Here is a 23,497-nt window from a genome sequence, read left to right on the forward strand (position 1 = left end):
CATGCGTAGAGAGCGCAGTTTAAACCAATTCAATTTATGCGCCACTAGCAGGAATTGAAAATTTGAGTAATCGGATAATTATCATGCAAAAAGTCAAACCGGGCAGTGATTTGCCCGGTAAATTGTTATGAAAATGTAGCTAACCAGCCCGCTTGGGTCATCCACTCAGTCACCGGAACAAGCGTGAACTCGACGCAAAGCAGACCAACCAGCGTCAGGACGAGAGTATAAGGCAGAGCCATCCACACCATGCGGCCATAAGAGAGTCGAATCAATGGTGCCAGCGCGGAGGTCAGCAGGAACAGGAATGCCGCCTGGCCGTTTGGCGTAGCAACGGAAGGCAGGTTAGTCCCGGTATTGATCGCCACCGCTAACAGCTCAAATTGGTTAAGGCTGATGGTCCCATGTTCCAACGCGGCTTTGGCTTCGTTAATGTAGATGGTGCCGACAAACACGTTATCAGAGATAGAAGACAGCAGGCCGTTAAAGAGATAGAACAGCGTCAGTTGAGCATGTTCAGAGGACTGCAAAACAAACTGAATAATCGGTGAAAAGAGCTGTTGATCGATAATCACCGCAACGATAGAGAAGAACACGGTCAGCAGGGCGGTGAAAGGCAGCGACTCGGTAAACGCTTTACCAATCGCGTGTTCGTCAGTAACGCCGGTCAACGACGTGGCCAGGATAATGACGGACAGACCGATTAATCCGACTTCCGCCAGATGCAGGGCCAGGGCAACCACTAGCCAGATACCGATAATCGCCTGAACAATCAGTTTGATTTTTTCCTGACGAGTACGCTGCTGACGGCTTTGATCGTCAAACTGTTGCAGGACATCGCGGACGGTCTCCGGCAGCGTTTCGCCATAGCCAAACCAGCGCAATTTCTCAACCAGCATGCAGGTTAGCAGGCCGCAAATCAGCACCGGGACGGTGACCGGCGACATGCGCAGGAAAAAGTCACCAAAATGCCAGCCAGCCGCTTTGGCGATAATCAGGTTTTGCGGTTCGCCGACCATAGTCATTACGCCGCCTAACGCCGTACCGACACCCGCATGCATCATCAGGCTGCGCAGAAAACCACGGAACTGCTCCAGTACGACCTTATTGTGCTGATCGATATGGCTATCATCGAGCATATTGTTGTCTTCCGTGCGGGAAGAGGCGAAGCGATGGTAAATACCATAAAAACCAACCGCTACGCTGATTACCACGGCAACGACGGTCAGCGCATCCAGGAATGCAGAAAGGAAGGCGGCGGCAACGCAAAATGCCAGCGACAGCAGCATCTTGGAGCGAATCGTAAGCAGTAGGCGGGTGAAAATAAACAGCAGCAACTGCTTCATAAAGTAGATGCCAGCCACCATAAACATCAGCAGCAATAGCACCTCAAGGTTAGCGGCAACCTCTTCACGCACATGTGTGGCACTGGTCATGCCGATGATGACCGCCTCGATGGCTAGCAACCCGCCTGGTAGCAGCGGGTAACATTTTAACGCCATCGCCAGCGTAAAAATGAACTCGGCCACCAACAGCCAGCCCGCAATAAAGGGATTGATGAAAAATATTACCGGGTTAACGACTAAGAATACGAGTAGTGCAAGTTTGTACCAGTCAGGTGATTGACCTAAAAAATTGCGCCACATAGCGCGGCCCCATGATAGCTCCATGGTGATTTCCCTACCTTTAAAAATGAAATCATGTTTTTATGTTTGACCGCAAAGCTTAGCGGGAGGAGGGAGTACAGGCAAGCTATTCACGCGACGGACAAGGCTGGCTGTGCTTCAGCGTAATCTGGAAAATGAAGCCTTGATCCACTTTTTCTTCATTGCGTCAGCTATCAGCCATGTAGCCCGTCTGGTATGATAACTGTAACTATGTTTTGCTGTGTAATGGAATTATCACTATGGTCATTAAGGCGCAAAGCCCGGCTGGGTTCGCGGAAGAGTACATCATTGAAAGTATCTGGAATAACCGCTTCCCACCTGGCACTATTTTGCCTGCTGAACGTGAACTCTCTGAACTGATTGGAGTGACACGTACCACGTTACGCGAGGTATTACAGCGTCTGGCGCGGGACGGCTGGTTGACCATTCAACACGGCAAGCCGACGAAGGTGAATAACTTCTGGGAAACCTCCGGGCTAAATATCCTTGAAACGCTGGCGCGTCTCGATCACGAGAGCGTGCCGCAGCTTATTGATAATCTGCTGTCCGTGCGTACCAACATCTCGACGATCTTTGTTCGTACCGCGTTTCGCCAGCATCCTGATAAAGCGCAGGAGGTTCTGGCAACGGCAAATCAGGTGGCCGACCATGCTGATGCATTCGCCGATCTGGACTATAACATTTTCCGCGGTCTGGCATTTGCCTCTGGCAATCCGATTTACGGTTTGATCCTCAATGGAATGAAGGGATTATATACCCGCATTGGCCGCCATTATTTCGCCAATCCGGAAGCCCGCGCGCTGGCGCTGAGCTTTTACCGTAAGCTGTCAGAACTTTGTGATCAGGGTGCTCATGAGCAGGTATATGAAACGGTGCGTCGCTATGGTCACGACAGCGGCGAGATTTGGCATCGTATGCAGAAAAACCTGCCGGGCGATTTAGCTATTCAGGGGCGCTAATCGCAGCTTATCCGGCCTACGAAATGCATTGTAGGCCGGATAAGAGGTTTTCGCGTCGCCATCCGGCAATAAGATTTACAGACCGTTCATCCTCGGCGGGCAACGCTCCAGCAGTTCCACACTGCCGTCTTCATTCTGCTGCTCCAGCATCACGTCAAAACCCCAGAGCCGGTGCACATGCTTGAGCACCTCTTTGCGTCCTTTATCCAGCGGAGCGCGGTTATGCGGAATATAGCGCAAGGTGAGCGAGCGGTCGCCGCGCAGATCGACATTCCAGATTTGAATATTCGGCTCAAGGTTGCTCAGGTTATATTGCGACGACAGCCTGTTGCGGATCTCACGATATCCTTCCTCGTTGTGAATCGCGGAAATCTCCAGATAATTATGACGATCGTCATCCAGCACGGTGAACAGACGGAAATCACGCATAACCTTCGGTGACAGGAACTGGCTGATAAAGCTCTCATCTTTGAAATCGCGCATCGCGAAATGCAGGGTTTCCAGCCAGTCAGAACCCGCTATATCCGGGAACCAGTATTTGTCCTCTTCGGTAGGCGACTGACAAATTCGTTTAATATCCTGGAACATGGCAAAACCCAGAGCATAGGGATTTATCCCGCTATACCACGGGCTGTTGTACGGCGGCTGGAATACCACGTTGGTATGGCTATGTAAAAACTCCAGCATAAACCGTTCGGTGACTTTACCTTCGTCATAAAGGTGATTAAGGATGGTGTAATGCCAGAAAGTGGCCCACCCTTCGTTCATCACCTGGGTCTGTTTCTGCGGATAAAAATACTGGCTGACCTTGCGCACAATGCGCAGCACTTCGCGTTGCCAGGATTCCAGCAGCGGGGCGTTCTTCTCCATGAAATACAGCAGATTCTCCTGCGGTTCAGAAGGATAACGTCGGGCTTCCGCAACGGTTTTCTCTTCCTCTTTCTTCGGCAGCGTACGCCACAACATATTTACCTGGCTTTGCAGATACTCTTCACGGCTTTTCTGTCGGGCTTTCTCTTCCTGTAGGGAGATTTTTTGCGGGCGTTTGTAACGATCCACGCCGTAGTTCATCAGCGCGTGACAGGAGTCGAGGAGCTTTTCGACTTCATCCACGCCGTAACGCTCTTCACACTGGGTAATATAGTTTCGCGCGAAGATCAGGTAATCAACGATGGAGCTGGCATCCGTCCAGCTACGGAACAAATAGTTGTTTTTAAAGAAGGAGTTATGTCCGTAGCAGGCATGCGCCATCACCAACGCCTGCATGGTGATGGTGTTCTCCTCCATCAGATACGCGATACACGGATTGGAGTTGATAACAATCTCATAGGCCAGCCCCTGCTGACCATGCTTATACAAACGCTCGGTTTCAATAAATTTTTTACCAAACGACCAGTGAGGATAGTTGATTGGCATCCCGACGCTGGAGTAAGCGTCCATCATTTGTTCGGAGGTGATCACCTCGATTTGGTGCGGGTAGGTATCCAGTCTGTAGAGTTTCGCCACGCGGTCTATTTCCGCCAGATAGACATCCAGCAGATCAAACGTCCAGTCGGGTCCATCGCTTAACCGTGTGCTGTCCTTGTTCATGGAATCAATCGTAGCCATTCGCGCACCCTCATTGTTGGCGGCACTCTCTGTCTGGAGTACCTCATTTCAAGCATAGATCATGGTGTTAAAAAACGTGCTGCGGCTGAATTTTTTTCTTTGCGATTTCTTGTTAGCGAGGCGTCGAAAAACGGTATGGCCGCAAAATTTTATGCTGGATAAAAATAACGCACAGCAGGAGATACCAAAGCAGGGAGTTCCCCGCCATCACCGCCATATGTGAGATAAGTCACCATAAAAAAGCCATATGTTGAATAATATTTTCAACTGAGTTATCAAGATGTAATTAGATGATTGTTCTTTTACTGTTAACGGAGTGGCTATGCGAGTTGTCATACTGGGAAGTGGTGTCGTTGGCGTGACCAGCGCCTGGTACTTAAGTCAGGCTGGACACGATGTCACCGTCATTGATCGTGAGCCCGGTCCGGCACTGGAAACCAGTGCGGCGAACGCGGGGCAAATCTCTCCAGGTTATGCAGCACCCTGGGCGGCGCCAGGCGTACCGCTTAAAGCAATTAAATGGATGTTTCAGCGCCATGCGCCGCTGGCCGTTCGCCTCGACGGGACGCAGTTCCAGTTGAAATGGATGTGGCAGATGCTACGCAACTGCGACACCAGCCATTACATGGAAAACAAGGGCCGGATGGTGCGACTGGCGGAATACAGCCGTGATTGCCTGAAAGCGCTACGCGCCTCTACCGGTATCGAGTACGAAGGACGCCAGGGCGGAACGTTGCAACTGTTCCGTACCGCTCAACAGTATGAGAACGCGACCCGCGACATCGCCGTCCTCGAAGACGCCGGCGTGCCGTATCAGCTCCTGGAAGCAAGCCGTCTGGCGGAAGTTGAACCGGCGCTGGCGGAAGTGGCACACAAGCTGACCGGTGGTCTGCGTTTACCGAATGACGAAACCGGTGACTGCCAGCTGTTTACCCAGCGTCTGGCGCTGATGGCGGAGCAGGCGGGTGTGAAATTTCGCTTTAATACTCCGGTCGATAAGCTGTTGAGCGATGGTGAGCAGATTTATGGCGTTCAGTGTGGCGAGGAGATAGTCAAAGCCGATGCCTATGTAATGGCATTCGGCTCGTACTCTACGGCGATGCTAAAAGGGATCGTTGATATTCCGGTCTATCCGCTCAAAGGCTATTCATTGACCATTCCTGTGGCGCAAGATGACGGCGCACCGGTTTCAACGATCCTTGATGAAACCTACAAAATCGCCATTACCCGCTTTGATAATCGTATTCGCGTTGGCGGCATGGCGGAGATTGTCGGCTTCAATACGGAATTGCTGCAACCCCGTCGTGAGACGCTGGAGATGGTCGTCCGCGATCTCTTCCCACGCGGTGGGCATGTGGAGCAGGCAACCTTCTGGACCGGGCTGCGTCCGATGACGCCGGACGGTACGCCAGTGATCGGGCGAACGCGCTTTAAGAATCTACTGCTTAATACCGGCCACGGCACGCTGGGCTGGACCATGGCCTGCGGTTCGGGTCAGTTGCTGAGCGACATTCTGTCTGGCCGCACACCAGCCATTCCTTACGACGATCTGAGCGTGGCGCGTTACAGCCCGGGGTTTACCCCATCTCGTCCACGGCATTTACATGGCGCACATAACTGATAAGGACGTGAGATGACTCGCCCGATACTGGCCAGCATTGACCTGCAGGCGTTGAAACAAAACCTGACCATTACCCGCCAGGCCGCGCCGGACGCCCGCGTCTGGTCGGTGGTGAAAGCCAATGCCTACGGACACGGCATTGAACGTGTCTGGAATGCGCTGGGCACAACCGACGGTTTTGCCATGCTCAATCTTGAAGAAGCGATAACCCTGCGTGAGCGCGGGTGGAAAGGCCCGATACTCATGCTGGAGGGATTTTTCCACGCCGAAGACCTGGTGGTGTATGACAAATATCGTCTGACCACCTGTGTACACAGTAACTGGCAATTAAAAGCGCTGCAGAATGCGCGCCTCAACGCGCCGCTGGATGTTTACCTGAAGGTGAACAGCGGCATGAACCGACTGGGTTTCTTACCGGAAAGAGTATCAACGGTCTGGCAACAGCTGCGGGCAATGCCCAACGTCGGTGAAATGACGCTGATGTCCCACTTTGCAGATGCGGAGCACCCGGAAGGTATTCAGGACGCCATGGCGCGGATTGCACAGGCGACAGAAGGGCTGGAGTGCAGACGGTCGCTGTCCAATTCGGCCGCCACGCTGTGGCACCCTGAAGCACATTATGACTGGGTGCGCCCGGGCATTATTTTGTATGGCGCGTCACCTTCGGGACAGTGGCGGGACATCGCCAATACCGGCCTGAAACCGGTCATGACCCTGAGCAGCGAGATAATCGGCATACAGACGCTGAAAGCTGGAGATCGGGTGGGCTACGGGGGACGCTATACCGCCAGCGGCGAGCAGCGCATTGGCATTGTGGCGACCGGGTATGCAGACGGTTATCCGCGCCATGCGCCAAGCGGAACGCCGGTGCTGGTGGACGGCGTACGCACGACAACGGTGGGGACGGTCTCAATGGATATGCTGGCGGTAGATCTGACACCGTGTCCGCAGGCGGGGATCGGGACGCCGGTAGAGCTGTGGGGCAAAGAGATTAAAATTGACGATGTGGCCAGCGCAGCGGGTACGGTGGGCTACGAGTTGATGTGTTCTCTGGCGCTGCGCGTGCCGGTTGTGACGGTGTAACGTATCTAAAGCCGGATGTCGACGCTGATGCGTTTCATCCGGCTACACCGTTTATGCGACGCAGATTATGCGACGCAGAGCGCAAACCGGGCAAAGCGCTGCCGCCGCCCGGCAAAAAGCATCAACGCGCCTCATCCTCATCTTCAGCAACGCGAACACCGACCTTCAGCACCGCATTATCTTCTTTCTCAGCAACCGTCCAGATCATGCCAGCAAATTCTACCTGGTCACCGACGACCGGCGCGGCGCCAAGCAGATGCTGGACAATTTCACCCAGCGTTTGCTGTTTATCACGATACTCTGTGCCATCTTCCAGGCCATAAATCAGTGCCACATCGGCGTATTTTGCGCTGGCCTCGAGAATAAAATCACCGAAGAAGCGCTGGTCTAATGACACCGGCGGCGACTGGCTGAACAGCTTGCCGAGAGCCGGGAGATCGCGCTCGCGGCCAATGACGCACAGAACATCGCCTTCACGCAGCCGCGTACTGCCGGATGGGTGAAACAGCACGTTGTCACGAAACAGGGCGGCAATTCGCGTCTCTTCCGGCATATGCAGGTCGCGCAGTGCGGCTCCTACACACCACTTATCCGCGCTGAGCTGATAAACGAACTGCTCCCAGGGGTTTTCCGGATGAATATCCAGACCAATGCGCGAAACGGGCCAGCCGACGGGAGGAACCACCACTTTGGCTTTTTTGGCGGCCCAGGAAAGCGACGTTCCCTGAAACAGCAGCGAGATCAGAACCACGAAGAACGCGACGTTAAAGAACAGGCGCGCATTCTCCAGACCCGCCATCATTGGGAACACGGCGAGGATGATGGGGACTGCACCGCGCAGGCCCACCCAACTGATGAAAATGCGCTCGCGCAGATTGAAGCCACGAAACGGCAGCAGTCCGGCGAAGACCGACAGCGGACGGGCAATGAATATCATCCATGCAGACAAAATCAGCGCAGGGATCGCGATAGGCAGCAGGTCGGACGGCGTAACCAGCAGTCCCAGCACCAGGAACATGGCGATTTGCGCCAGCCATGCCAGACCGTCGAAGTTTTGCAGAATGCCAAATCGGTTGCGGATGGGGCGATTACCCAGCAGGAAACCACACAGATAGACCGCCAGAATACCGCTGCCTTCCAGTGCAGTGGTCAGGGCAAAAATCAGGATCCCACCGCTTAAGGCCAGTAGCGGATAAAGCCCGGCAGGCAGTGAAATGCGGTTAATCATTTGCTGAAGCAGGTAGCCCCCACCGAGGCCCAGTATGATCCCTAAGCCGAACTGCTGGATAATATGCACCGCAAACATCCAGCTTAAACCGGTCTCGTGATTTTGAATCATGGCGATAAGCGTGATGGTTAAAAACACCGCCATCGGGTCATTACTCCCGGATTCAATTTCCAGCGTAGAGCCAACACGCTCGTTAAGCCCCTTGCCGCCAAGCAGGGAAAAAACCGCCGCGGCATCGGTTGAACCGACAATCGCGCCAATCAGGAGTCCTTCGATAAGATCCAGATGAAACAGCCACGCGGCCATCATGCCGGTGAGTCCGGAGGTTATCAGCACCCCGACGGTCGCCAGCGACAGCGCCGGGCCTAACGCGACACGAAATGAGCTGGCCTGGGTGCGCATCCCGCCGTCGAGCAGGATAACCGCCAGCGCCAGGTTACTCACCATATAGGCGAAAGGGTAGTTATCGAAAGGAATACCGCCCACGCCGTCGACTCCCGCTAACATACCGATAGCGAGAAATATCACCAGAATAGGGATACCAAGACGTGATGAGAATGAACTGAGTAAGATACTGCAGGTGACGAGTACGGAACCCAAAATAAAAAGGCTAATTATTGCTGCGGCATCCAACGTTCGGTTACTCCTGAATTACGCTGTTTCGTATTTATAAACCCTAACATAATAACGACAGAAACAGCGTTTTACTTAGCCCTGTTAACCGCTTTTTTTACGATTTAAGTACCGGATGCCCACTTAAGGTGAGCTGAGCGCCGTTTTTATCATTTTTCAGTTCCGCTCTGGCCCCCAACGGCAAGGTGACGGTGCGTTGTTCATGACCAAAATCGAGGCCGTCGATCACCGGAACCGATAACCTGGCGCGTAGAAAATCACAAACTGAGTCAAGACTGTAACCCGCGTCGTAATCATTAGGTGCGCTGCCGCTAAAACTGCCGAGGATAATGGCGTTTTGTCGGGCCAGTATTCCTGCGTGATACAGTTGCAGCAGCATGCGTTCAATGCGAAAAGGATGCTCGTTAATGTCTTCCAGCACCAAAATGCCGTTTTCGATAGCAGGCATCCACGGCGTGCCCATCAGAGAAATGAGCATCGCCAGATTTCCGCCCCATAGCGTACCTTCGGTCGCACATGCCGGACCGTTACCTTGCCACTCGAGGGTAAATTGGGCATTGCGAACAGCCTGCCAGAAATGGTGCTCGGTAAATGCGTTCATCTCCTCGGCGCCAAAGTTAGCCGCCAGCATCGGGCCGCTGAAGCTAATCACATTCCCCTGCGCCAGCAGACCACACTGGATCGCGGTAAAATCGCTGTGTCCGCACAGCAGCAGCGGGTTGTGTTGCTGACGGTTCGCCAGCGCCTGCCAGTCAATATCTGCCAGTAAACGGCTCGCGCCATAGCCGCCGCGTACTGCCATCACAATGGTATCGGGCGTGTTCAGATTTACGAGCGCGTTCACATCAGCAAGCCGTTCTGCTTCTGTACCCGCAAAACGCTGGCAACGGCGCGTAATGACCGCTGAATTGTCGACCTGATGACCGGCCTCAGTAAGACGCGCCAGCCCGCGTAAGGCAGCCTGCTGGTTGATACAGTAGCCCGACGGGGCAATTAAGTGAAACCGGGACATGGCATTTCCTTGCTACAACTAAAACCAAATGTATATCATGCCGCGTAGGTATGTCGTTGTCACCTCAGCGACAGGTTCCGGCTATAAGGATAGATGACGTGAAATTGAGATGGTTTGCTTTTTTGGTTGTATTACTTGCGGGCTGTAGTTCAAAACAGGATTACAAAAATCCGCCGTGGAATGCTGAAGTTCCGGTTAAACGCGCAATGCAATGGATGCCGATCAGCGAAAAAGCCGGTGCGGCCTGGGGTGTCAGTCCACAATTGATTACCGCTATCATCGCCATTGAATCAGGTGGAAATCCGAATGCGGTCAGTAAGTCTAATGCGATTGGCCTGATGCAGTTAAAAGCCTCGACGTCAGGGCGTGATGTTTATCGTCGCATGGGGTGGAGTGGCGAGCCGTCAACCAGCGAGCTGAAAAATCCTGAGCGCAATATCTCGATGGGGGCCGCATACCTGAGCATTCTTGAGACCGGGCCGCTGGCCGGGATCGAAGATCCGCAGGTGATGCAATATGCGCTGGTGGTATCGTACGCCAACGGTGCGGGCGCGCTGCTGAGAACGTTCTCCTCCGACAGGAAAAAAGCCATTAATAAGATAAACGATCTCAGCCCGGATGAATTTATTGAACATGTTGCTGATAATCATCCGGCGCCGCAGGCTCCGCGCTATATCTGGAAGCTTCAACAAGCGCTGGATGTGATGTAATTCAGGTGATGCTAATCGCGCACCTTATTCGACTTTTCCCGGGCCTCGCGCTCGAGGGAAAAAATAATTCGCTGTAGGTTACGCTCCACCGCCGGGCCGACGTTGAGAAAACGAAAGCTCAGGCGGGGAGTGGTAATTGTTTCGTTTTTCCCGTCGATAACTTTGCGTTCGCTAATGGAAATTAGCTGGGCGTCCACCTGATACACTCCCCATTGCTCCATGTTCAGTTCAACCTGTGAAAAGCGCATGCCTTCTACCAGTCCCTCTGGTTTTGCCGTTTCTAACAGCCCGCCCATACCGCCAAGAGACAAATCGAATAAGCGAAAACACAGCGTGCTGTTATCCGGCATTTTTACCGTGCAGCGATAGGGGGGATGCAGTGGAGCACCGATACGGAAATATTCCCGACGCTGGACGAACCACAGAGATGGCGGCAATGATGAGATAAATGCGGGTAGCCGCTGGTATTCGCCTTTTTTCAGCTGTGGCAGGGTGAACTCCACTTTGGCTCCCTGCGTTTCGGCGATAATCGTAATTTGATTGGCTCGCTGCACGGCCTGGTTTTCATATTCCTGACTACCAAAATCCATGATCAGTTCATCCGGGCTGACCGCCAGTATTTTGCTGATGAACTGGCCACCTGACCAGGAGATACGCAGCGGAACCTGCTGCGAATTTAAGTCCCGGAGTACGCCTAACACCGCTAATGGATTTTGCTTCAGGAACTGCTCATTGTAGTTACTCACACCTAATGACTCCTGGATGCCTGGTTTATCGTTGGATTATCGGCATCAATCAACGGAACTTAATACAAATGGATGAAATTTTTTACCAAACCCAATGAATTAAGTCTGAGGGAAAAAGCACGTAGCGATGGCTTGCCTATACTTAACGTGCTGGCGCAAGAATGTCTTGCGCGTGCGTTCACTGGAAAGAGGGCCTGGAAATGGGAATTATTACCTGGATTATTTTTGGTCTGATTGCGGGGGTTATCGCCAAACTGATTATGCCGGGGCGCGATGGCGGTGGATTTATCCTGACCTGCATTCTCGGTATTATCGGTGCTGTGGTCGGTGGATGGCTGGCTACGATGTTCGGTATCGGCGGCGATATCAGCGGGTTTAATCTCCACAGCTTCCTGGTGGCCGTGGTCGGCGCGATTGTTGTGCTGGGTGTCTTTCGGCTTGTACGACGAGATTAATCGAACGGCCCCTGACGGGGCCGTTTTTCTGCATTGTTAAGTCAGAACTGATACTCAATGCCCGCCCAGTAATTACGCCCCTCTTCAATAAATCCTTCACTGTAAACGTACTGCGTATCGAACAGGTTATTGACCGAAGCGTTAACGCTAAACCCGTGACCAATGGCGTAATCAGCGCGCAAATGGGTAATGGCGAAACCAGCGGCTTTCTGCGAGCCGTCGGTATTGCTATAGCTTGACGAACGGGCCTCTTCGGACAGCGTAATGCTGAGTGGCTCCCACGGTTTCAGCGTCATCCAGGCGGTCAGGGTTTGCGTCGGCAGATCGGTAATCTTACCGATATCGCTGCGTTTGGCGTCCGCATGAATAAGGCCGTAGCTCAGCCCGACGTCCAGCATATCAAAAACTTTACCTTTAACGCCTGCATCCAGGCCGGTGTAATCCACCCGACCACTGTTCTGATTCTGGATGGTATCGGCATCAATATTGTGCGAAAGAATCGCGTCGCTGATGCGGTTGTAATACACGCTGGCTTCGAATCCCCAGTTCTGGCTAAGTGAACCATTCCATGTCAGGTCCACGCTGCGGGCGCGCTCCGGTTTAAGCTGTGGATTGACCAGGGCTACCTGGTTATAGGCCGGTTTCGAGGTCGTGTAGCGTTCTTTTAACGTTGGGAAACGCGTTCTGTCAGAGTAAGACAGCGCTAATGTGTCTGAATTTTCAAAGTGGTATTTGGTCATCACCTGCCAGTTAAAGGCCGACTGATTGTTGTCATCGTAGTGCGTGACGCTGCCGTTTTTCTCGTGCTTCATACCTTCCAGACTGTCTCGCCAGTCATAGCTTATTCCCGCCACCACATCGACATTATCCGCCGCAGCCCACTGGTATTCACTGGCCACGGACCAGGTGCGGTCTTCGTAGCGGTCGTAAGCCGCATTCGGTGCGCCTTTCTCGCGGTGAACATCGTCCTTCCAGTTCACGGCGAAAGAGAGCAGATCGTTTTCTCGCATATCCGCAGCGAGCTGCAGGCCAGCCCCATCGCTATAGTCCGAATAATGGCTGTAGCTGCCTTTCTTATTTTTCAGATCGGCCAGCGAGTTGTACATCATTAACGTATTTTCAAAGGTGTCGCGATACAGACGGCTTTTCAGAGTAAAACGGTCGCCCAGATGCGTGGTTCCCTGATAGTAATAGCTCTCTTTATCGTATTGTGGCCATTGCCAGTAGCGTGATTTCTGGCTGCTGGTTCCGGCGTACGGTGGATTATCTTTTTCACCGTCCTGATTTATATAGGTCAGCACATATTCATCATCTCCACGAGGGGTAAAGCCCAGCTTCACGATGCCACGCTTGTCATCAGCGGAAGAGTTGATCATCTTGCCGTGACTGCCTGCAACCGGGTTGTCCACGCCATGCGGTAACCCAAGAAAATCCTGCTTCAGCTGACTGCCGCTGAGCTGGATATAGCCGAGATCGTTACTGGCGCCAAATGAAGCGTGCATATCGTGGGCGTTGTCTTTGCTGCGACTCCAGCCCTGGCGATAGCCAATGCTGCCTTCAAGCGGTTTGGTCGGTTTTTTTGTAGTGATATTGATGGCACCGCCCATCTGGTTTGGCCCCTGTAACAGAGACGAGTAGCCTTTGGAGACTTCAACCGAAGCGATATCGGATGTCAGAAAACGGCCTAAGTCGAGGTTGCCGTCATAGGGGATGTACACCGGCACGCCGTCGAAAAAGACGGGAACCTGACGGCTGTCAAATCCGCGCACTTTTACCTGTTGCTCGTTGCGGTTGCCTGACTTTTGCAGCACGACGCCGGGGACGACGCTCAGCGCCTGCGCCACGTTCTGTTTATCCAACTGTTGTATCGTTTCCTGGCCGAGAACCGTGGTGGTTGCCGCGGAGACCGGACTAGACCAGACGGTCATGTTTTCGCTTTCCTGCCCAGCAAAAGCACTGTGCGCGAAAGCAAACGACAGGGCTGTGTAAAGACAACTTTTGTTGAAATTCATTATTTTTAGTCCATTTTTTGATGTTATAGGCCACGTGCGTCCGGGCTCAGGCTCACTTTGATATCCGCAGGTGGAGCGTAGTAAGGCGCGGAAGTGATAAAGAGTCTGATACCGCAGTCGAGATAACCCGCCAGCGAGGCGAGGGTAATGCCGCCGGTCAGTGCCAGCGTGCAATGGGGGGCCAGAGCAGGGGCCTGACGGGCAATTTCTGCCGCCTGCTCGGGGGTAAATTTGTCGAGTTGTAGGACATCAGGGGCGGCGCGTAGGGCGGCCAATGCCTCATCTGGCGTATCCGCTTCGACCACGATCTTTTTTTCTGGCGCATGGCTGCGTAAGCGCGCAATCGCGCCTGTCCAGTCGTTTGGGTTGGTAAGAAAACGGCGGTGATTAGCAAACAGCAGTACCGTTTCGGCGCATCCTCCCCGATGGATAATGCCCCCGGCGGCAAGTATTGCCTGAGTCGCCAGTAAACGCGTACCGGGAATGGCTTTGCGGGTGCAGGCAATCTGCCCATCGGGATAGCGTTGATGCAGCATGCTCAGCATCTCGACGAGATAGCCCGACACGCCGCAGCTCCACTCCAGTACATTTTGTACCGCTTTCCAGCCCTGGTGCAGCGCCGCCGCTGGTCCGTGTGCGCGAATCAGTCGCTGTCCGGCGTTCGCCCGTTCGCCATCGGACAAAATATCGGTGACGGTTAATCCCAATGAAGTCAGCATTTGTCTGGCAACAGCGGTACCGCTAACGCATCCGCCCTGGCGATGGCTAAACTCGATGACGCCTGGTTGGGCGCCGATACCCAGCGCGCGGGTGGTCAGATCGCCGCCCTGAATATCTTCCAGCAGCAGCGCGTCAATTTGCGCCTGCGAAAAGTAGATCATCGCAGCGCCTCCCGCGGGATGCTGTCCCACCAGATAAGCGCCCAGTCACGGCTGGCGGGGGCAATAGCGCGTGGATCCTGCTGTTGATACCAGTTTTCCAGACGTTCGACCTCGTCGGCGCTCAGTTCACCCATACTCCAGCGCACGTTTTCCAGAAAACGCGTCCAGATGCTGTTGTCCTGCTGACAGTTGGGACCGCGGATAAAATCAACGTGCGCGTGGATCCCCATCTGATACAGAACATTAAGCGCATAGATATAGTTGGGCAGTTCAATCACTTCGCGGCCCAGTGCGCGCTGAATGGTGGGAGAAACGAAAGATGAACTGACAAGGTGGGTGGTATAAACCCGCAGCCGGGCCTGATTATTCAGCTTGCTCATTGCCTGGCGCATATCGGCAACCAGCGTGGAGCGCGAGGCGACGGCGATATCGCACTGGGGTAAATCATCCCAGTGCTCTTCCCAGGCTCGTTGCACCCATTGTACGTGACGGGCGTTCATTTGTGCGGCGCGGCGGGCAGCTACGCTCAGCATTCCCTGGCTGTAATCTACGCCGTAAATTATTGGCATTTTTTTAGCCAGCGCCAGCGAGACTGTACCGGGGCCGCAACCCATATCAAACAGCGACTCTGCACCTTGCAGGTCGATTTTCCCCAGCAGTTGCAACAGATAGCTGTCGGTTAATGAGGCGCAATTCTCCGCCATTTTTTCCGCACGTTTGTCCCAGTGCTCCGGCTTTTTCTCGGTTCTGTTCGCCAGCTGTAATTGCTTACGGTAAAGATCGGCAAAATCAATGTCGTCAATGAGCATGAATATTCCTTAATTGAGTGAACCATAAAGATGGTGGGTAATTTGTGACGGTGTAACGCGATACAGCGCGGCCAGGCGGTCGGCGGCGAGCTGATGTTCAGGCAGACCCTGCGACACCTCGCCGTTTGGTTCAACCCGTACCACGCTGTCGGCGATTGCCCGGGCGTGCAACGGGTGATGGGTCGACATCAGCAGGGCCATACCGGAATTTTTCAGCGTCACCAGCGTGTCGAGCAGACGGATTTGATGCCCAAAATCAAGGCTGGATGCGGGTTCATCCAGCAATAAAAGACGCGGACGTTGCGCCAGCGCGCGAGCGATCAACACCAGTTGCCGTTCGCCGCCGCTCAGGGTGTTCCAGCGTCGAAGTGCCAGGTGAGAAATCTCCAGCATCGCCAGTTGCTGATGCGCAATTTCACGCTCTTTAGCGCCGGGAACCGCAAATGCCGCCAGTTGCGGGGCCAGTCCCATCATCACCATGTCCAGCGCGGTGAAGGCAAACGCGCCGTCGTGCGCCTGAGGAACCCAGGCGATGGCTGCGGCGCGTTCCCGATCGCTGAGATGATTCACCGCGACGCCATCAAGCAGAATGTCACCGCGAAGCGGCGGAAGAACGCCGAGAATGGTGCGCATCAGGGTGGTTTTACCGCTGCCGTTAGCACCAATCAGACAACAGACAGAACCGGGCGAAACCTGAAAGGAGATATCGCGTAACACGGGCTGTTTACTGTGGTATCCCAGCGACGCGTGGCGCACGAGTAATAGCGTCATGGGCGGTTTCCCCGCAGCAAAAGCAGCAAAAAGAATGGTGCGCCAATAAATGCAGTCAGGATCCCCAGCGGGATTTCCGTGCGGCTCAGCGTGCGGGCGAGGGTGTCGGTGAGCAGGAGTAAAATGGCGCCGATCCCCATGGACACCGGCAGTAACTGCTGGTGGTTATTCCCGCTGAGGAGTCTGCCGATGTGCGGCACTACCAGTCCAATCCAGCCGATAATGCCGGCAATGGCGACGGTACAGGCGGTGACTAACGTTGCGCAGACGATCAGTCCCAGCCGCAGTCGGGAGACGTTGATCCCAAGCGATCGGGCTTCATCATCCGACAGGGTGAGCAGGTTCATGCGCCAGCGCAGCAGCAATAACGGGACCAGTCCAGCAAGGATCAGCGGTGCTGAGAACCACAGATCGTGCAGAGTAATTGTCGATAAACCGCCGAGCAGCCAGAAGGTGATCGACGGGAGTTGGGTATACGGGTCGGCCAGCGTTTTGATGAGTGAAATTCCCGCTCCGCAGACCGTACCCAGCGCAATCCCGACCAGCACCAGCGTTAACACCGGATCGTGACGCTTGACTCGCCGGGTAATCAGCCAGACACCGGCGACCACTAACAAACCGCCAGTGAACGCATACAGCTGAATAAACAGGATTGGTAGCCCCAGCAGGATTGCCGTACAGGCGCCCAAACCGGCACCGGCCGCCACGCCGAGGATATCCGGCGAAACCAGTGGGTTACGGAACATTCCCTGATAAGTGGTTCCTGCACCAGCCAGCGCTGCGCCGAGTAACAATGCAGCCAGAATGCGTGGCAGTCGGATTTGCCAGAAGACGATTTTGTCCTGCATCGGGACGCTATCCCTGCCTGCAATAAGATCCACGACCTGTTGTGCATCGAGGCGATAAGCACCCGACACCGCGGCGATGCTCGCGCAAAGCACCACCGTCGTAATCATCAGAAAACCGAGGGTAGACGTTTTCATCAGACGCTCACCAGTTGTTGGTACTGTGCGTCGCTTAACGTGGTGTGCCAGAACAGCTCACTGTAGCGCTGCATATCGGTTTTAAAGCCCGCTTCAACCTGTAGATCAAGCCAGGCATGCAGACGGCGTAACCCCAGCAAACGATTGATGCCGGGAGGCGCGTCCAGCCAGCCAAACGGCAGGCCGCTGAGAAACAGAATGCGCCGATCGGCAACCGCTTTGACTCCTTGCCAGACGGGATCTTCTCGCAGGTACTGTGCCGTAATCGCATCCTGTACCAGAATAATATCGGGCTGCCAGCTCAACAGGTTTTCCATTGAAACCTGCGCCAGCCCGTGCCGCCCAGGAATTTGCGCCACATTGTGTAATCCCAGTAGTTCTGCAGCTTCGGTATGCAATGAACTTTGTAATCCTGTTTCAAGTCCTTGGGCGCCGCGTGCGGCATAAAAACGCAGCTTTGCTGCGGGAGAGTGTGAAAACGCGAGGGCTTCATCAATAAAACGCTGGGCCAGTTTGGCCTGAGTCCTGGCCCGTGTTGCGACTCCCAGCGCTTCACCTGCTGCGAGTAGCTGTTGTGGGCTGAGCCGCAGTTCGCCATTAATCAGCAGCCAGGGAATTTGCGTTTGCGCATTCACTTGTCTGGCCTGAGAAAGCCAGGTTTCATCGGCATTGCCGCAGTCAATCACCAGATCGGGTTTAAGCGCCAGTAGCGCTTCAAGCGAGAGTGTGCTGGCGCGCCCCGCCAGCTTGCCCAGTTTCGGTAAAGCCCGAATGTCTTCGTGAAACGGGATGGCGGTCTGACGAGAAAAATCAAAGGATGAAAAACCAACCAGTTTTTCCGGCGCGACGGCCAGCAGCAGCATGTCGGCGGGTGCGCCTGCGCTGACCACGCGTTGGGTCGCCTCTGGCGCTGGGTGGCCTCCCACGGCAACGGTTAGCGGTGTTTGAGCCAAGGCGGGAAGATGGCGTAGCAGCAATGCAGATGCCACAAGCTGGGCAAACATCCGTCTTGTCAGTGGCATAATTGTTATCCTGAAGGTGATAAAATCGCTATATATTTACATATACAGCGAATAAAAACATGTTCAGAATCAATTTCTCACGGATGAAAACCCGGAATACCCCATAAGGGCTAGATGGCGTAGAGACAACAGGAATGGCGGAATAGAAGCCAGAAAAAATCCGCGACGCAGCGCGGATTCGGGGAGTAAAACGCTTCAGGTAACGGCGTTAAGACGTCGGCTGAGCCTGTTTTTTAGGCTCGACTGGCGTGGTACTTGCCGGGGCCGGGCGCGATGCGGGCACGCTGTCACAGGGCTTTTCTTTGGCACAGATCAGGTCGAGCATTTTAAGCGTTACGCCGTTGGTCCAGCCAAAACCATCCTGCAACGGATATTCGCCGCCGCCTCCGCCAGTGCCTGTGCTGCTCACGTCATACTTTTCAACCAGCTTTTTCTCACGATCGTAGGTGTGCTGCACGTTGGTGAGGAATCGCCAGGTCACGTCCATGGCGACGTTATCCTGACCGTAATTCTGTAATCCCGATGCGGCGACCCACTGGAGCGGGGCCCAGCCGTTGGGAGCATCCCACTGCTGGCCGCTTTTCACTGACGTGGTGGCCAGGCCGCCGGGTTGCAGCAAATGCGCCTGGGTTGCCGCGGCCACTTTACTGGCGCGATCTTTTGCTGCTGCATTGACATACAACGGGAACAAGGCGGCGGCCGTGAGTTGGTTACGTACTTTGTGGCTCTTCAGATCGTAATCGGCATACCAGCCTTCTTTGTCGTTCCACAGGTGCTTTTCGATCCCTTTTTGTCGGGCATTAGCGAAGCCTTCATATTGTGCAGCTTTGGCATTATCCCCGGCGGCCTTGCTGGCGAGGGCGATCATCTTTTCCATTTTGTACATCAACGCATTGAGATCGACCGGAACGATGCTGGTGGTGCGCAGGGTGCCTAGTTGATTGGGGTTATCCATCCAGCGGGAACTAAAGTCCCAACCCGACGCGGCGGCAGAACGCAGGTCGCGGTAGATTTCTGTGGCCGGTCGGTTCGGATTGCTTTTCGCTGTGGCGATATCCTCCACCCAGGACTCTGGCCGCGGCGTATCGCGGTCATCCCAGTAGCGATTCAAAATGGTGCCGTCATCCAGCTTAACCACGCGCTTATTCTGCTGGCCGGACTGGAGCGTTTCGACGCCTTCCATCCAGTAGGTGTATTCTTTGAGCATCTGCGGGAGGTATTTTTTCAGCGCGTCATCCCCGTCATGCTGCGCCAGCAGTTCCACCATAAAAGCAAAGAATGGCGGTTGAGAACGGCTCAGATAGTAGGTGCGGTTGCCGTTAGGAATGTGTCCCCAGGAATCAATCTCGTAAGCAAAGTTTGCCACCATGTCAGAGACCTTATCCCAGTGATTGCTCTCGGCAAGCCCCAGCATGGTGAAATAGCTGTCCCAATAATATATTTCGCGAAAACGCCCGCCAGGCACGACATACGGCTCCGGGAGCGGCAGCAGAGAGTCCCATTTTTCAGCGTCGGTTGTCGAACGGGTGAGTACCGGCCACAGTCCGTCAATATGCTCGCGCAGCGATTGCCCGGCTGGAGGGACGTATTTCTCGCCAGCTTTCGGCAAGGTGAAATTCACTTCCACAAAATGACGTAAGTCGAATCCGGACTGATTTTTCTGCATCCGGTAATCGGCAAGGATCATTAATGGATCGCTGTTAGGGACGGCGTCAGCAAAGGTTTTCTGGTCAGGAAACAGTTTGGCCGTTTGTACATCGTTAAACAGTGGGCCAAGCAAAATATCAGGCGGCTGAGGCGTAGCGGTTGGTGCGTCCTCGGCGTTGACGGCAAAAGAGGAAAGGGCAAAAAAGGTGCTTGCGAGCGTCAGTTTTATTGCAACAGAGAGCAGGCCTGGATGGCGAGTTGCAGGCGTTATCATCGGTTAATCTCCTTAGGGTGTGCCGAAGCAGCGGCATTTACCATGAGAAAACCTTAGTTCAGGATCGACCGTTGCGCGTGATCGACGCCCCATTTTGCGAATAAACAGACATTTCCCGACGCGAATCGAAAAGATGCACACCCTTTGTCGGGAAAGGGCGTGCAACCGACATCAGCCCGCGCGGGTTATCCGCTGGGCCACGCTGTCAAGGGTCAGGGTATCACCCATCGTGATACTCTCGATGGCCTCGCCTTGCTGACATAACCAACATAACCCCATTGCACGGGCGATAATCGCCGGGTGGGACGCTTCGCTCCCGTCCCGCAGGCAGATGCCTTTGATGGTCTTCGGATCGAGTTGCAGCACCGTAGATGGATAGATGACCTCCGCGACCAAAATAGTGGGGCGGATGAATGCGGGAATTTGTGCAGTCTCTCCCGTCAAATACTGCAGTGAACGAGACAACAAATCTTCAATATCGATGTATCGCGCCTGCAGGTAAGGATCGTCGAGCTGTAAATACTGCTGGCTGAGATCGCTCAGCACGTGATGCCAGGCCCAGGCCGCGCTGCACTGCGTTTCACGCATTAGATCGCAGGCCATATCGAACAGATCCGGATCGTCCAACAGCGTGTGGTGACCGGAGAAAATAGCGGCGATATCTGCGGAATATCTCTCTTCTGCAAGCGCGGTTAGCTCGCTTAAGTCGTTCAGCGTGCTTTGGATAGCGACCCGTAACCGTTGCTGCTCAATCTGGAGTGAGGCTACAGGCTGCTGGCTTACCTGTGGTGAGAACGGTGTGTAACAGAATGCCGTCCCCGTGACCTGTGAGGGAACCTTCGTCACCACGGTATCAGCATGCGCGGGCTCGAGCGATTCACCAAAATTCTCAGCCGCCAGCTGTTTGAATGCGGCCAGTGCATCCTCTGCCTGTTCGCCCTTGGCAATCAGGCGCAGCGTGTCGTTACAGCGTACCTGCAGCAGGGCAATCTGATTCAGGCTATCAGGGACGACGCACTTGCCATTTTTCTCCAGCCACAAATCGGCGTTAAAGCCAGACAGCGCGGAAACCAGCCGTGAAGCCGGACGCACATGAATGCCGTTTGGATTTTTCACCACAATGGCCACTGAATGAGCATCTGCATCGGGCGCGAATTCGGCGGATGTCGGCTTTGCTGCAGATGGCGAAGGTAAACCCAGTTGCTCACATTTGGCGTCGAGGGCGTTCATGGCATCACAGATGACCCGCTCAATGTCAGCACCTGCAGCAGCGCTAACCGTTGCGGCGAGCGTGCCTTCGACCAGCGGCGCGGCGCACAAACGTACTTTGGCGGCAATGGCCGGATCGAGCAGTTCCAGCGCGGTTTCCGCACTCAGTAGCGCACTACCGATATCCATCATCACCAGCACGTGATCCGTATCGGCCACGGACTCAATGGCTTCCATCACCTTGATAGGATCGGTGCCAATCGGATTCTCAGGATCGTCAATGCCTGCGGCAATAGCGATTTTGCAACCATCACCCATTAACATCTGCCGGGCTAGCGCGCCGACGCCTTCGCCCAACTGGGCGCTGTGAGAAACAATAACCAGGTTTACCATCGCTTTATCCTTACTCTCTGGACGCCTGAGCCAGCATTTGCATCATAAACATTACGGAAGTTGCGCCGGGATCCTGATGCCCAATGCTGCGCTCACCGAGATAGCTGGCGCGGCCTTTGCGGGCCTGCATGGTGATGGTGCTTTGCGCTGCTGCTTCCGCTTGTTGGCTTGCCGCTTCCAGCGCCGCCTGTACGCTCAGCTTTTGCTCGCAGGATTGACGTAAAGATTCCACTACCGGCAGCCAGACATCGCACATGGTTTTGTCGCCAGGTTCAGCTTTACCGCGGCTAATCACACCTTCTGCGCCATCACGAATCATTTGATACAACTCCTCAAGCGTCAGGCTTTGATGAGCCTGGGTCACCTGGGCGGCGCGGATAAAAAAGGTACCAAACAGTGGACCGCTGGCCCCCCCGACGCTTGAGAGCAGCACCATGCCGGTGTTTTTCAAAATAAAACCAATGTCTTTATCGGCGATGGACGGCAGCTTTTCGACGACTTTGCTAAAGCCACGGTGCATGTTCAGACCGTGGTCGGCATCACCAATTTCCCGATCAAGACCGGTGAGAAAATCACTTTCGGTGGTGAAGATCTCACCGCAGCGATAGAGCCAGTTAACAATTTGTGTTCTGTTGAGGGACATCATGTATCTCCTTATTTACCCCAGTTGAGAGCAGGGGTGTGAACCGGTGCATCCCATAAGCTCAGCGTGTCGTCATCCACCTGTAACAGGGTGATTGAGAAGCCGGTCATATCCAGAGAGGTACAGTAAGAACCGATCAGGTTGCGCTCAATGACGATGCCGGCGTCCTGGCAACGGCTTTCGAGGCGGTTATACACGCCGAAGAGTTCTGACAGCGGCGTCGCTCCGAGATTATTGACCAGCGCAATGACGCGATCGCCGCTTTGCAACGCGCGTTTGCATTCTTTGCCTTCCTGCCACGCGCCCTGAACGTTGTCCCAGTGGCGGAGCGTACGGCTGTAGTTGCCGTTTTCCAGCAGGGTATCGAACATTTCATCAACGGTCTGATCGAGGGAAGTGAAGGTGCGGCGGTCAATGCCGGGTTCCCCGTGGATACCCACGCCAAACTCCATTTCGTTATCCTGCAACGTGAACGACGGTTGTCCGGCGGCCGGAACGGTACAGGCGCCAATGGCTATCCCAATGGAGTGGCCCTGGTTATTCAGTTTACGACCCAGCGCCGCACAGACTTCCAGTGAGTCACCGCGTTCGGCGGCCGCGCCGACCAGTTTTTCGATCAATACGGTATTCGCCACACCACGACGACCGGCGGTATACAGACTGTCTTTCACCGCCACGTCGTCATCCACTACCATGGTGGTGACTTTGACGCCGCTTTCATGCAACAGCTCGGTGGCGGTTTCGAAATTAAGAATATCGCCGGTGTAATTTTTGATGATCAGCAGTACGCCTTCGCCGCCATCAATTTGCATGGCGCATTCGAACATTTTATCCGGCGTGGGTGAGGTAAAAATTTCACCCGGGCAGGCACCAGAGAGCATGCCCTGACCAATATAGCCGCAGTGCATAGGCTCGTGTCCGCTGCCGCCGCCGGAAAGCAGCGCCACTTTGCCCATTACCGGCGCATCTGCGCGGGTGACATATACCGGATCCTGATGCAGTGCCAGGGAAGGATACGCTTTCGCCAGTCCGGCGAGTTGTTCAGTCAGTACGTCTTCAACACGGTTAATCAATTTTTTCATTATTTATGCTCCGCAGACAGTCCTGGATGGCTGCCAGATTCGGGCAGGC

General features: G+C 54.4%; 19 protein-coding genes and 2 pseudogenes. 6 read left to right on the forward strand and 15 right to left on the reverse strand.

Translation table 11 applies throughout. The annotated features are described in order from the left end of the window. Positions 1-125: 125 nt before the first annotated feature. Positions 126-1,670 (reverse strand): Na(+)/H(+) antiporter NhaB, encoded by a 1,545-nt coding sequence (gene nhaB / locus OGV93_RS17445; protein WP_103928302.1) that lies wholly within the window; start codon positions 1,668-1,670, stop codon positions 126-128. 236 nt (positions 1,671-1,906) lie between these two features. Here nhaB and fadR point away from each other — a divergent pair, with 236 nt between their 5' ends. Continuing rightward, positions 1,907-2,626 carry a fatty acid metabolism transcriptional regulator FadR gene (gene fadR, locus OGV93_RS17450; protein ID WP_016153370.1) on the forward strand — a complete coding sequence of 240 codons (720 nt, stop codon included), beginning with the start codon at positions 1,907-1,909 and terminating at the stop codon, positions 2,624-2,626. A gap of 75 nt (positions 2,627-2,701) precedes the next feature. Here fadR and OGV93_RS17455 read toward each other — a convergent pair whose 3' ends face one another. Continuing rightward, positions 2,702-4,234, reverse strand: coding sequence for a SpoVR family protein (locus OGV93_RS17455; RefSeq protein WP_003833557.1), 1,533 nt, complete (start codon positions 4,232-4,234; stop codon positions 2,702-2,704). A 322-nt stretch (positions 4,235-4,556) separates the two neighbouring features. Here OGV93_RS17455 and OGV93_RS17460 point away from each other — a divergent pair, with 322 nt between their 5' ends. From OGV93_RS17460 to OGV93_RS23950, 3 genes and pseudogenes are all read left to right on the forward strand, one after another. Further along, positions 4,557-5,855: a D-amino acid dehydrogenase gene (locus OGV93_RS17460; protein WP_046275019.1), complete on the forward strand. Its 1,299-nt coding sequence runs from the start codon at positions 4,557-4,559 to the stop codon at positions 5,853-5,855. Between the two features lie 12 nt (positions 5,856-5,867). Then, the gene (dadX, locus tag OGV93_RS17465; protein ID WP_049043149.1) at positions 5,868-6,938 is read left to right on the forward strand and encodes a catabolic alanine racemase DadX; all 1,071 of its coding nucleotides are present in this window, start codon (positions 5,868-5,870) and stop codon (positions 6,936-6,938) included. A gap of 67 nt (positions 6,939-7,005) precedes the next feature. Beyond that, positions 7,006-7,128, forward strand: a pseudogene (locus OGV93_RS23950) (hypothetical protein); the annotation flags it as partial. Here the strand turns inward: OGV93_RS23950 and OGV93_RS17470 are convergent. After that, a pseudogene (locus tag OGV93_RS17470) lies at positions 7,069-8,799 on the reverse strand (potassium/proton antiporter); the annotation flags it as partial. The pseudogenes OGV93_RS23950 and OGV93_RS17470 overlap by 60 nt on opposite strands. Before the next feature lie 97 nt (positions 8,800-8,896). Further along, positions 8,897-9,811: a muramoyltetrapeptide carboxypeptidase gene (ldcA, locus tag OGV93_RS17475; protein WP_287109876.1), complete on the reverse strand. Its 915-nt coding sequence runs from the start codon at positions 9,809-9,811 to the stop codon at positions 8,897-8,899. 98 nt (positions 9,812-9,909) lie between these two features. Between ldcA and emtA the strand changes: the two genes are divergently transcribed. Next, the gene (gene emtA / locus OGV93_RS17480; RefSeq protein ID WP_016153365.1) at positions 9,910-10,521 is read left to right on the forward strand and encodes a membrane-bound lytic murein transglycosylase EmtA; all 612 of its coding nucleotides are present in this window, start codon (positions 9,910-9,912) and stop codon (positions 10,519-10,521) included. An 11-nt stretch (positions 10,522-10,532) separates the two neighbouring features. Here emtA and ycgR read toward each other — a convergent pair whose 3' ends face one another. Then, entirely contained in the window at positions 10,533-11,267 is a 735-nt protein-coding gene (gene ycgR / locus OGV93_RS17485; protein WP_016153364.1) for a flagellar brake protein YcgR, read from the reverse strand. 200 nt (positions 11,268-11,467) lie between these two features. Between ycgR and OGV93_RS17490 the strand changes: the two genes are divergently transcribed. Further along, entirely contained in the window at positions 11,468-11,722 is a 255-nt protein-coding gene (locus OGV93_RS17490) for a GlsB/YeaQ/YmgE family stress response membrane protein (protein WP_016153363.1), read from the forward strand. A gap of 41 nt (positions 11,723-11,763) precedes the next feature. Here the strand turns inward: OGV93_RS17490 and OGV93_RS17495 are convergent, their stop codons facing one another. From OGV93_RS17495 to dhaK, 10 genes are all read right to left on the reverse strand, one after another. Continuing rightward, positions 11,764-13,734, reverse strand: coding sequence for a TonB-dependent receptor plug domain-containing protein (locus OGV93_RS17495; protein ID WP_275262481.1), 1,971 nt, complete (start codon positions 13,732-13,734; stop codon positions 11,764-11,766). A 23-nt stretch (positions 13,735-13,757) separates the two neighbouring features. Then, positions 13,758-14,615, reverse strand: a complete 858-nt coding sequence (modD, locus tag OGV93_RS17500; protein WP_047416626.1) for a ModD protein — start codon at positions 14,613-14,615, stop codon at positions 13,758-13,760. After that, the gene (locus OGV93_RS17505; RefSeq protein ID WP_094761114.1) at positions 14,612-15,424 is read right to left on the reverse strand and encodes a class I SAM-dependent methyltransferase; all 813 of its coding nucleotides are present in this window, start codon (positions 15,422-15,424) and stop codon (positions 14,612-14,614) included. Before OGV93_RS17505 ends, modD begins: the two co-directional genes overlap by 4 nt. A gap of 9 nt (positions 15,425-15,433) precedes the next feature. Continuing rightward, positions 15,434-16,195, reverse strand: a complete 762-nt coding sequence (locus tag OGV93_RS17510) for an ABC transporter ATP-binding protein (RefSeq protein WP_046275011.1) — start codon at positions 16,193-16,195, stop codon at positions 15,434-15,436. Beyond that, the gene (locus tag OGV93_RS17515; RefSeq protein ID WP_284104072.1) at positions 16,192-17,151 is read right to left on the reverse strand and encodes a FecCD family ABC transporter permease; all 960 of its coding nucleotides are present in this window, start codon (positions 17,149-17,151) and stop codon (positions 16,192-16,194) included. Before OGV93_RS17515 ends, OGV93_RS17510 begins: the two co-directional genes overlap by 4 nt. A 26-nt stretch (positions 17,152-17,177) precedes the next feature. Continuing rightward, the gene (locus OGV93_RS17520; protein ID WP_200012593.1) at positions 17,178-18,200 is read right to left on the reverse strand and encodes an ABC transporter substrate-binding protein; all 1,023 of its coding nucleotides are present in this window, start codon (positions 18,198-18,200) and stop codon (positions 17,178-17,180) included. Between the two features lie 208 nt (positions 18,201-18,408). Next, positions 18,409-20,121, reverse strand: coding sequence for an alpha,alpha-trehalase (locus OGV93_RS17525; protein ID WP_200012595.1), 1,713 nt, complete (start codon positions 20,119-20,121; stop codon positions 18,409-18,411). A gap of 171 nt (positions 20,122-20,292) precedes the next feature. After that, positions 20,293-21,723, reverse strand: coding sequence for a dihydroxyacetone kinase phosphoryl donor subunit DhaM (gene dhaM / locus OGV93_RS17530; protein ID WP_287109880.1), 1,431 nt, complete (start codon positions 21,721-21,723; stop codon positions 20,293-20,295). Between the two features lie 10 nt (positions 21,724-21,733). Next, positions 21,734-22,366, reverse strand: coding sequence for a dihydroxyacetone kinase subunit DhaL (gene dhaL / locus OGV93_RS17535; RefSeq protein ID WP_016153354.1), 633 nt, complete (start codon positions 22,364-22,366; stop codon positions 21,734-21,736). Between the two features lie 11 nt (positions 22,367-22,377). Further along, a complete protein-coding gene (dhaK, locus tag OGV93_RS17540) occupies positions 22,378-23,448 on the reverse strand; it encodes a dihydroxyacetone kinase subunit DhaK (protein WP_049282654.1) in 1,071 nt (356 codons plus the stop codon). Positions 23,449-23,497: the final 49 nt, after the last annotated feature.

It is taken from the genome of Citrobacter sp. Cb031, from assembly GCF_030336725.1.
Classification (GTDB): domain Bacteria; phylum Pseudomonadota; class Gammaproteobacteria; order Enterobacterales; family Enterobacteriaceae; genus Citrobacter; species Citrobacter braakii.